The organism is Scytonema sp. UIC 10036 (assembly GCF_009725235.1).
In genome coordinates, this window is sequence record NZ_WJFC01000036.1 from 21,223 (window position 1) to 33,514 (window position 12,292).

A 12,292-nucleotide genomic window follows, 5' to 3' on the forward strand; every position below is an offset into this window, starting at 1 on the left:
AACCAAATTATGAGCCAAGCAGACCAGTCAATTTCTCCAATTAAGCGAGCGCTTCTAGCTGTAGAGCATATGCAAGCCAAGCTAGAAGCTGTGGAAACAGCTAAAAAAGAACCAATAGCGCTCGTGGGCATGGGGTGTCGATTTCCGGGCGGTGTACTCAATCCAGAAGCCCTCTGGCAACTACTGCGCGACGGTGTAGATGCAGTCACTGAAGTGCCAGCGAATCGCTGGGATATTAATGCTTTGTATGACCCCAATCCGGAAACTCCCGGCAAAATGTATACTCGCTACGGTGGGTTTATCAGTCAGTTGGAGGACTTCGACGCTCAGTTTTTCGGGATTGCCCCCAGAGAAGCGGTGAGCCTCGACCCTCAGCAACGGATGCTGTTGGAGGTCAGTTGGGAAGCAATAGAAAGTGCCAACATCAGCCCCGCTCAATTGCTAGGTTCTCAAACCGGGGTGTTCGTTGGCATTTCTGCTAATGATTATTTGCACCGCTTGGTGAGTAGAGAAGCAACAGAGATTGATGCTTACCAAGGTACAGGCACTGTTCATAGTATTGCGGCAGGTCGCTTGTCTTATCTTTTAGGGTTAACCGGGCCAAGCATAGCATTGGATACGGCCTGCTCCTCCTCTTTGGTAGCAGTTCATTTAGCTTGTCAAAGCCTGCGGAATCATGAGTGTAATTTAGCTCTAGCAGGCGGGGTTAACTTGCTGCTTTCCAGTGAAATTAGTATCAATTTATCGAAAGCGAGGATGCTTTCACCGGATGGGCGATGCAAAACCTTTGATGCTAAAGCTGACGGCTACGTCCGGAGTGAGGGGTGCGGGGTGATTATCCTCAAACGACTCTCTGATGCAGTCAAAGACAACGATCTCATACTCGCATTGATTCGCGGCAGTGCAGTCAACCAAGATGGTCGCAGCAGTGGTTTGACAGCACCTAACGGTTTAATGCAGCAAGCAGTCATTCGCCAAGCGTTGGAAAATGGTGGGGTAGAACCGAGTGAAGTTAGTTATATTGAAGCTCATGGTACGGGGACTGCTTTAGGAGATCCAATTGAAGTGGAAGCTTTGGCAGCAGTGTTTGGCAACAATCGCGCCAAAGACCAGCCCCTAACTGTAGGTTCGCTAAAAACCAATATTGGACATTTAGAGTCTGCAGCTGGAATTGCCGGACTCATCAAGGTGGTGCTGCAATTTCAGCACCAGGAAATTGCACCGCATTTGCACTTCCAACATCCCAGTCCCTATATTGACTGGGAGAATTTGCCCCTCATAGTTCCCACTCAAAGAACTCAGTGGCACACAGGAGAAAATCCCCGTTTAGCAGGAGTGAGTTCTTTCGGCTTTAGCGGTACAAATGCCCATGTGATATTGGCACAACCCCCAACACAAAAGCCTCAACCAACATCTGAAGTCGAACGTCCTTTCCATCTGCTTACCCTATCAGCAAAGACACCATCAGCTTTAGAACAGTTAGCTTTTAGCTATCAAAACTACATCCAAACTCAGACTGAAATATCGATAGCAGATATATGCTACACGGCAAATACAGGGCGATCGCATTTTCACTACCGTCTGGCGATGGTCGCTGACTCTAGGGAGCAGTTAGTAGAACAACTCACCAGCCCAGACACGACCATCACCAATGGTGTAGGCTCTCAGTTAACAATAGCTTTCTTATTCAGCGGACAAGGCTCCCAGTACATCAACATGGGACGGCAACTTTACGAAACGCAACCGATATTCCGTGAAACACTACAGCAGTGCAATGAAATCCTTCGCCCCTATTTAAAGCCTACCTTACTAGAGGTACTCTATCCTACCGAGTTAAGTGACCACCAGCGCTCGTCGCTACTAGATCAAACAGCTTATACCCAACCGGCATTGTTTGCGGTTGAATATGCTCTGTATCAACTATGGAAGTCTTGGGGGATAGAACCAGATGTCGTGATGGGGCATAGCGTCGGGGAGTACGTAGCGGCAACAGTTGCTGGAGTGTTTAGCCTAGAAGATGGTCTGAAACTCATCGCCCAACGGGGACGATTAATGCAGGAGTTGCCTGGAGGTGAGATGGTTTCGGTGAAAGCATCACAACAGCAGGTAGCGGAAATCATAGCACAAAGGCGAAACACAATGGGGTTGGCACAGGAGGATGTAGCGCTCGCCGCTATCAATGGTTCAGAAAGTGTGGTGATTTCTGGAGCCAGAGAAGATGTGAGCGGGATTTGTCAACAGTTAGAACAACAGGGAATCAAAACAAAGCGCTTACAAGTATCTCATGCCTTCCATTCGCCGTTGATGACACCAATGTTGAAGGAGTTTGAGCGTGTAGCTAATGGTGTCGCCTACAATCAACCCCAGATACCGCTAGTATCCAATGTCACAGGACTTCTAGCAAACGAGAACATCGCTACAGCCGACTACTGGGTGAATCATGTGTGCCAAACAGTGCAATTTGCCAGCAGTATGCAGGCATTGCAGGATTATGAAGTGTTCTTAGAGATAGGACCAAAGCCAATTTTATTGGGGATGGGACGTGAATGCATACCGGAGAGGGAGAGATTGTGGCTGCCGTCTCTACGTCCGGGAGTGGCAGAATGGAAACAACTCCTGTCGAGTTTGAGTCAGTTGTATGTAGCCGGAGTTGAGGTAGATTGGTCGGGATTTGAGAGAGGCTATGCCCGAAAGAAAGTGGCGCTCCCTACCTATCCATTTCAAAGACAGCGTTATTGGATTGAGAATTCTTCCCCGGCTAGACGAGGACAAAAATCAACAAAACTGCACCCGTTACTCGATAAAAAGCTGCAATTGCCCTTAAGCCAAGACATTGTATTTGAATCAGAATTTAGTACCTCTACCAAGCCATTCTTAGCAGAACATAAAGTATACGACCAAGTTGTCGTACCAGGAGCAGCTTATCTTTCGTTACTCTTAGGAGCAGCTTCCTTAACTTTCTCAACCCAAGCGTGTCGATTAGAAAATATAGTATTCCCCCAGGCATTAGCGATCCCCTCTGGAGAAGCACGCACAGTGCAATTGGTACTTTCCCCACAAGGAAGTGCCAAATCGTTCCAACTCATTAGCTTTGATGCAGCAACAGACAGCAGCAATCAGGTAAGTAAATTGCTAGTTCATGCCACAGGTTTTATCTCGCCTAGCATGAACACGACACCACAAACCATAGCCATCGAAGAAATACTTGCACGGTGTACGCAACAAATAGACAAAAGCGAAATTTACTCTAGTAGACAAAAGCGGCAAATTCAATTTGGTGCCAGCTTCCAGGGGCTAGATATTGTCTGGTGTGGGGAAGGAGAAGCCCTAGCAAAAATTAAATGGCTTGACCTAGGAGATGAGCAACAGGAGTATCAGTTATATCCAGGTTTAATCGACTCGTGCTTGCAACTCACTGGCATGATGTTACCTCAAGAAGATACGTTTGTACCGTTTGCAATTGAGAGTTTCCGGTTTGAGCAAAGACCCCAAACTCAGCAGTTATGGTGCTATACACGGCTACGAGAGCAACAAAACTCTAATATAAACAAGTTCATAGCAGATATCAAACTGTTTGACTTTACAGGACAGTTGATTGCAGAGATGATTGGCATGGAAGCCAAAAAAGTCACTCGTCAGTTGTTGCTGCCTTCCCACAATCTAGATGTTACAGACTGGCTATACGAAATAGACTGGCAAGCATTGGACTTAGAACAATCGACTCAGGCCAAGGGTGGGAGTTGGTTGATATTTACAGACTCACAAGGAATCGGCCAACAGCTAGCAGAAAAATTACAACAGCTTGAGGGTGATTGCATCTTAGTCTCTGCGGGTGTGAAGTATGAAAAAAGAGATCGACAGCATTATCAAATAGACCCCTCTCAACCAGAACACTTCCAAAAACTGCTCTTGGAGATTGATAGCACACAACCACTGGGGATCGTTCACTTGTGGAGTATCGCTCCAGATGAAACGGCTCTGAGCGATCTCCCCACAGCCGAACTCCACAATTGTGGGAGTGTCTTGCATTTAGTGCAAGCATTGGCGCAAATAAGAGAGCAAAGACCACCGCATCTATGGTTAGTAACGCAGGGAACCCAAGCAGTATCATTAACATCAGAGCCATTGCGACTCACAGGCAGTAGTTTGTGGGGATTGGGTCGAGTGATTGCTTTAGAGTATCCAGAATTTCAATGCGTGCTCGTAGATTTACCTGTGGCTGGAACGCGACAACAGCACACACAAGCAATACTGTGGGAGTTATCAGCTTCCCGATATGCAGAAGCTCAAATTGCCTACCGTGACGATAAGCGATACGTAGCCCGACTGGTGCGGCATACTGCCAGTTATCCTCAGAAACAACTGACAACAGATGAGCCGATGGGTGTTGCAGAATCTAGGGATGATTCTTGTGGAACGGAGGGCAAGATGCCTGCTCCAAAGATACAAGGGAAGGGCGAGATACCTATCCCACAAAAAGACAAAATTCATCCCGCAAATATGCAACGCCAGCCAGTGCAATTAAAAATCTCTGAATATGGCTTATTAGATAATCTTTCCCTCCTAGAGATGAAGCGTCGCTTACCACAAATGGATGAGGTAGAAATTCAAGTGCAAGCAAGCACAGTGAATTTCCGAGATGTACTCAATGCTTTAGGAATGCTTAAAGAGTATTATGCCGAAAAGATGGGGATTACCCAAGCGAGTCACTTGACTTTTGGATTTGAATGTGCGGGAATTATCGCCACCGTAGGAGAAAATGTTTCCCACCTGCAAGTAGGGGATGAAGTTGTAGCATGGGTGACAACTCACGATGCTTTGAGTAGTTTTGTCACCTTAGCCGCAACGACGGTGGTGAAAAAGCCGACAAATTTGAGTTTCCAACAAGCAGCGACAACACCTTTAGCATTCTTAACAGCCCAGTATGGATTGCATACATTGGCTCAACTCCAGCCAGGAGAACGAGTTTTGATTCATGCGGCGGCTGGAGGTGTGGGTCAAGCAGCGGTGCAGATAGCGCTGAATGCTGGCGCGGAGGTATTCGCTACCGCTTCGATTCACAAGTGGGAATTTCTCAAATCAATGGGAGTTAAGCACGTAATGAACTCCCGCAGTTTAGATTTTGCCGACGAGGTAATGAGTTTGACCCAAGGACAAGGGGTAGACGTTGTTCTCAATAGCTTTAATGGTGAGTTCATCCCCAAAAACTTACAGGTGCTTTCCAATCGAGGAAGATTTGTTGAAATCGGCAAAATTGGTATTTGGGATGAAAGCCAAGTCAGAGACATAAGAGAAGATGTTTCATATTTTGCTTTTGATTTAGGGGAAGTTCAGCAAAAGCAGCCGGATTTAATTCCTTCCATGTTGCAGCAGTTGATGGCACAATTGCACACAGGTACTTTAAAACCTTTACCTCAGACTGTATTTCCACTGGAGCAAGTCGTGAATGCTTTCCGGTACATGGCAACAGCCAAACATATTGGCAAAGTGGTGATATCGATGCCACCCATAAAACCTAAGGTGAATGGGGATCGATTATCAGTCAAACCAGATGTAAGTTATTGGATTACTGGTGGATTAGGAGCACTGGGTTTAGAAGTGGCTGGGTGGCTAGTAGAAAAAGGAGCGCGAAATTTGGTATTGACTGGACGCAGTCAGGGATCTGTTGCCACAAAAGAGCGAATATCAGAATTTGAGCAATTAGGGGTGAGGGTACTGGTTGTCAAAGCAGATGTGTCTCAAGTGACTCAGGTTGAGGAAGTTATAAAGAAAATTAGCTCCGAGCTACCGCCACTACGGGGTATAATTCATGCGGCAGGAGTATTGGATGATGGAGTGTTAAAGCAGCAATCTCAAGAGCGCTTTGAGCAGGTGATGGCTCCTAAGGTGGCAGGGGCATGGAATCTCCATAACTTGACCCAACATTTGCCGATAGAGTTTTTTGTGTGTTTCTCGTCAATAAGTTCGGTGTTTGGCTCTGGAGGACAAGGTAATTATGGAGCAGCAAATGCGTTTATGGATAGCTTGGCTCATTACCGTCAGACTTTGGGTTTGCCCGGATTGAGTATTAATTGGGGACCTTGGTCGCAGGTGGGGATGGCAGCTAGCTTGGATAGTGGCAACCAAAATCGCATTCAAGGGGCAGGTATTGGAACAATTTCGACCTTAAAGGGATTGACTGTGCTGGAGCAATTGTTAAACCAATATTCAGCTCAAGTGGCGGTAATACCCATTAACTGGTCGCAATTTATCAGCGAATCAATGGCATCAGCGTTTTTTGCTAACTTCACTCAGACCTCAACCAAGACAGTTGAGCAATCTGAGTTCCGCACCCGATTAGCAGCAGCTAAAGCCAGCGAACGCAAAAAGCTTTTAATCGACCACATTTGCTTACATCTAACTAAAGTACTGGGGATAAACCTTTCAACCCGAAACCTCCAGCAAGGGTTTTTCGAGTTAGGGATGGATTCTCTGACATCTGTGGAATTACGAAATCGATTGCAAAACTCTCTGGGATGTTCTTTACCTTCTAGCTTGACTTTTGATTATCCAACAGTCACACTGTTAGCTGATTATTTAAGTAAAGAAGTACTTTCAATAGAACCATCTGGGATTGAACAACAAGCAAGCGATCGCTCAGATTTATCAACCACTCTCGATAAGCTATCCGAAAGCGAAATCGAAAAGCTGCTCGCACAAGAACTAGCCGTTATTGAGGAAAGTAAGGGTCAATGACCGAAAATTCAGTGAACACAGACCGTCAGTCCTTGATGAAGAAAGCACTCCTGGAACTTAAGGAGATGAAATCTCAGCTAGAAGCTGTGGAAAGGACTAAAAAAGAACCAATAGCGCTCGTGGGCGTGGGGTGCCGATTTCCGGGCGGCGTACTCAACCCAGAAGCATTCTGGCAACTACTGCGCGACGGTGTAGATGCAGTCACTGAAGTGCCAGCGAATCGCTGGGATATTAATGCTTTGTATGACCCCAATCCGGAAACTCCCGGCAAAATGTATACTCGCTACGGTGGGTTTATCAGTCAGTTGGAGGACTTCGACGCTCAGTTTTTCGGGATTGCCCCCAGAGAAGCGGTGAGCCTCGACCCTCAGCAACGGATGCTGTTGGAGGTCAGTTGGGAAGCAATAGAAAGTGCCAACATCAGCCCCGCTCAATTGCTGGGTTCTCAAACCGGGGTGTTCATTGGCATTTCTGCTATTGATTATTTGCACCGCTTGTTGACCAGAGAAGCAACAGAGTTCGATGCTTACCATGCTACAGGTAATGCTCACAGTATTGCGGCAGGTCGCTTGTCTTATATTCTGGGTCTGACAGGGCCAAGCATAGCAGTGGATACGGCCTGCTCCTCCTCTTTGGTAGCAGTTCATTTAGCTTGTCAAAGCCTGCGGAATCATGAGTGTAATTTAGCTCTAGCAGGCGGGGTTAACTTGCTGCTTTCCAGTGAAATTAGTATCAATTTCTCGAAAGCGAGGATGCTTTCACCGGATGGGCGATGCAAAACCTTTGATGCCAAAGCTGACGGCTACGTCCGGGGTGAAGGGTGCGGGGTGATTATCCTCAAGCGCCTTTCTGACGCAATCAAAGACAACGATCGCATACTCGCATTAATTCGCGGCAGTGCAGTCAACCAAGATGGTCGCAGCAGTGGTTTGACAGTACCCAACGGTTCAATGCAGCAAGCAGTCATTCGTCAAGCTTTGAAAAATGGCGGGGTAGAAGCGAGTGAAGTTAGCTATATCGAAGCTCATGGTACGGGAACTGCTTTAGGAGATCCAATTGAAGTGGAAGCTTTGACCGCCGTGTTTGGTAAGAATCGCTCCCAAGACCAGCCTCTCACTGTGGGTTCGTTGAAAACCAATATCGGGCATTTAGAAGCAGCCGCCGGAATTGCCGGACTCATCAAAGTAATGCTGCAATTTCAGCACCAAGAAATTGCACCCCATTTGCACTTTGAACATCCCAGTCCTCATATTAACTGGGAGAATTTGCCCCTCACAGTACCCACTCAAAGAACTCAGTGGTCTAGAGAAAATCCCCGTGTAGCAGGAGTCAGTTCTTTTGGCTTTAGCGGTACAAATGCCCACGTAGTATTGGCACAAGCCCCACCACAACAGCCGCAACCAACATCAGAACTCGAACGTCCAATACATTTGCTCGCTTTATCAGCTAAGACACAATCAGCTTTAGAGCAGTTAGCTTTTAGCTATCAAAACTACATCCAAACTCATCCGGAAATCTCAATTGCAGATATATGCTATACGGCAAATACAGGGCGATCGCATTTTCACTACCGTCTGGCAATTGTCGCTGACTCTAAGGAGCAGTTATTAGAAAAACTCACCAGTCAAGAGACTGCCATCACTCATCGTGTAGGCTCGCAGCCGAAGAAAGCCTTCTTATTCACAGGACAAGGCTCCCAGTACATCAATATGGGAAGGCAACTGTATGAAACCCAACCGATATTCCGTGAAACACTACAGCAGTGCAATGAAATCCTTCGCCCCTATCTGGAGCCAACCTTATTAGAGGTACTGTATCCTAGCGAGCCCAGCGAGCAGTGCTCGTCGCGACTAGATCGAACAGCATATACTCAACCGGCATTGTTTGCGGTGGAATATGCCCTGTATAAACTATGGAAATCGTGGGGAATAGAACCAGATGTGGTGATGGGGCATAGCGTAGGAGAATACGTAGCAGCCACTGTTGCGGGTGTGTTTAGCCTAGAAGATGGTCTAACCCTGATTGCTCATCGAGGAAAGTTGATGCAGCAGTTGCCCGAAGGCGAGATGGTTTCAGTGAGGGCAACAGAGTCAGTGGTGCGCTCTGCGCTCGCACCTTATGTACGGACAGTGGCGCTGGCGGCGCTCAATGGTTTGGAAAGTGTGGTGATTTCTGGAGCCAGTGAAGAGCTCGGTGTGATTTGTCAACAGTTAGAACAACAGGGAATAAAAACAAAGCGGTTACAAGTCTCGCACGCCTTCCATTCGCCGTTGATGACTCCAATGTTGGAAGAGTTTGAAGGTGTAGCGGCTCGTATTACCTACAATCAACCGCAAATTTCAATTGTATCCAATGTAACTGGGCAACTCGCTGACGAGAACATGAGTACAGCCAAATACTGGGTGAATCATGTGTGCCAAACAGTGCAATTTGCCGCCAGTATGCAGGTATTGCATGATTGTGAAGCGTTCATAGAGATAGGACCAAAGCCAACTTTATTAGGGATGGGACGTGAATGCATCCCAGAGAGCGAGAGATTGTGGTTGCCGTCTCTACGTCCGGGAGTGCCAGAATGGGAACAACTCCTGTCTAGTTTGAGCCAGTTATATGTAGCAGGAGTTGAGGTAGATTGGTCGGGATTTGAGCGGGATTATCTGCGAAAGAAAGTAGCACTACCGACCTATCCATTTCAAAGACAGCGCTATTGGATTGAAAATTCAACCTCGACACGGCGAGGACAAAAATCAACAAAACTACACCCATTACTTGACCAAAAGCTGCGATCGCCCTTAAGCCAAGATATTTTCTTTGAATCAGAATTCAGTATCGCTACCAAGCCATTCTTAGCAGAACATAAAGTAGACAACCAAGTTGTCGTACCGGGAGCTTGTCATCTTTCCTTGCTCTTGGGAGCAGCTTCCTTAACTTTCTCAACCCAAGCATGTCGAGTAGAAAATATAGTATTCCCCCAAGCATTAGCGATCCCCACTGGAGAAGCACGCACAGTACAGTTAGTACTTTCCCCACAAGGAAGTGGCAAATTGTTCCAACTCATCGGCTTTGATGCAGCTAACAGCACCACTGAAGAAAGTCAATGGCTTGTCCTCGCCAAAGGTGCGATGTCGCCCAGCACGAACGCGACACCACAAAGCACAGCCATCGAAGAAATACTGGCACGCTGTACGCAACAAATAGACAAAAGCGAAATTTATTCTAGTAAGCAGCGACAGATCCAATTGGGTGAAAGCTTTCAGTGGCTAGATAGCGTCTGGTGTGGGGAAGGAGAAGCCATAGCGAAAATCAAATGGTTGGAGGTAGGCTCTGAGCAACAGGAGTATCAGTTATATCCAGGTTTGATTGACTCGTGCTTGCAAGTCATGAACGCGATCTCTTCAGGAGAAGAAACTTTTGTGCCGTTGGCAATTGAGAGTTTCCGGTTTTATCAACGACCTCAAACTCAGGAGTTATGGTGTCATACACGGCGACGAGAGCAGCAGAACTCTGATTTAGACGAGTTCATAGTAGACATCAAACTGTTTGACTTCACGGGACAGTCCCTCGCAGAAATGGTCGGCGTGTCAGCCAAAAAAGTCAGCCATTGGTTAGCAGACGCTCTTGAAAGTACAGATTGGTTATACGAAATAGATTGGCAAGCGGTGGACTTAGAACAATCGACTATGGTTAAGGGTGGGAGTTGGTTGATTTTCACAGACTCACAAGGAATAGGCGAAGAGCTAGCCGAACAATTACAGCAGATGGAAGGTGATTGCACTTTAGTCTGTGCGGGTGTTAAGTATCAGAAAATCGACCAAAAACATTATCAAATAGACCCCACTCAACCAGAACATTTCCAAAAACTGCTCTTGGAGATTGGGAGCACACAACAACTGGGGATCGTATACCTGTGGAGTCTCCCCTCAAATGAAACGGCTCTGAGCAATCTCCCTACAGCCGAACTCCACAATTGTGGGAGTGTGTTGCATTTGGTGCAAGCATTAGTGGAATTTCCCGAGCAAATCCCACCGCATCTGTGGCTGGTGACCCAGGGAACCCAAGCAGTACCAAACACATCAGAGTCTTTGCAACTCACTGGCAGTAGTTTGTGGGGATTGGGTCGAGTTATTGCCTTAGAGTATCCAGAATTTCAATGCGTGTTAGTCGATTTACCGATGACTGGAACGCGACAACAGTACCTACAAGCACTCCTGTTGGAGTTGTCTGCAACACGAGATGCAGAAGATCAAATCGCTATCCGTCAAGAGCAGCGATATGTGGCGCGACTGGTGGGGCATAGAGCCACTCCCAAAGAACAATCGGCAAAAGATTCTGCAAACTTATTGCAGGTGAATCAAGGGCAATTATCAGTAAAACCAGATGCGAGTTATTGGATTACTGGTGGATTGGGATCGCTGGGTATGGAGGTGGCTGGGTGGTTGGTAGAAAAAGGAGCGCGACACTTGGTACTAACCGGACGCAGTCAGGCATCTGTTGCTGCACGAGAGCGAATATCAGGGTTTGAGCAATTAGGGGTGAGGGTGCTGGTGGTACAAGCGGATGTGTCTCAAGTGACTCAGGTTGAGGAAGTCATCAAGAAAATTAGCTCCGAGCTACCGCCGCTACGAGGGATTGTTCATGCTGCAGGAGTAGGAGATGCTGGAGTGTTAAAGCAACTCTCTTTAGAGCGCTTTGAGCGGGTGATGGCTCCCAAGGTAGCAGGAACATTGAATCTTCATAGCTTGACCCAAAATTTGCCGCTTGAGTTTTTTGTGTGTTTCTCGTCGATGAGTGCATTGCTGTGTTCCGGAGGAGAAGGAAATTATGGAGCAGCGAATGCGTTTATGGATAGCTTGGTTCATTACCGTCAAACTTTGGGTTTACCCGGATTGAGTATTAATTGGGGACCTTGGTCGCTTGGGATGATGACTAGCTTGGATAGTGACAATCAAAGTCGTTTACAAGGCTTAGGTATTGGGACAATTGCTCCTTTGAAAGGATTGACTGTGCTGGAGCAATTGTTAAACCAATCTTCTGCTCAAGTGGTGGCAATACCTATTGACTGGTCGCAATTTAGCAAATCGACCACATCACCATTTTTTATTAATTTTGTTAAGAAAACTGAAAAATCTCAGTTCTACACTTTCCTGGAGACTTGCGATCTTAGCGATCGCAAAAAGCTTTTAGTTGACCATGTTTGCTCGCAAGTAACTAAAGTGCTAGGGCACAAACTTTCGCTAGAGCTAGACATCCAGCAAGGATTTTTGGAGTTAGGGATGGATTCTTTAACGGCTCTAGAATTGAGGAACGCTCTGCAAAAGAGTTTGGCTTGCTCTTTGCCTTCTAGTTTGATGTTTGACTATCCGACAGTCTCCAAGCTAGCGGATTATCTAGCACAAGAAGTCCTCAAGTGGAATGAAGCCGTGGAGCTGGATGTGGGTTCGCAAATTATGAATCCTCAGCCAGCGATCGCCTCCTCCGATCTAGAAGATTTATCCGAGAGTGAAGCTGAAGCCTTGCTGATGGAAAAATTAACAAGTATTAATTTTTGAAGAATCGAATT

Annotated in this window: 2 protein-coding genes; both read left to right on the top strand. The window is 46.7% G+C overall.

Annotation, left to right across the window (positions count from 1 at the left end; all coding sequences use genetic code 11):
* Nucleotides 1-9 precede the first annotated feature (9 nt).
* Nucleotides 10-6,735 (top strand): type I polyketide synthase, encoded by a 6,726-nt coding sequence (locus F7734_RS18625; protein WP_155746079.1) that lies wholly within the window; start codon nt 10-12, stop codon nt 6,733-6,735.
* Nucleotides 6,732-12,281, top strand: coding sequence for a type I polyketide synthase (locus F7734_RS18630; protein WP_155746080.1), 5,550 nt, complete (start codon nt 6,732-6,734; stop codon nt 12,279-12,281). The genes F7734_RS18625 and F7734_RS18630 overlap by 4 nt, the downstream gene beginning before the upstream one ends.
* Nucleotides 12,282-12,292 lie beyond the last annotated feature (11 nt).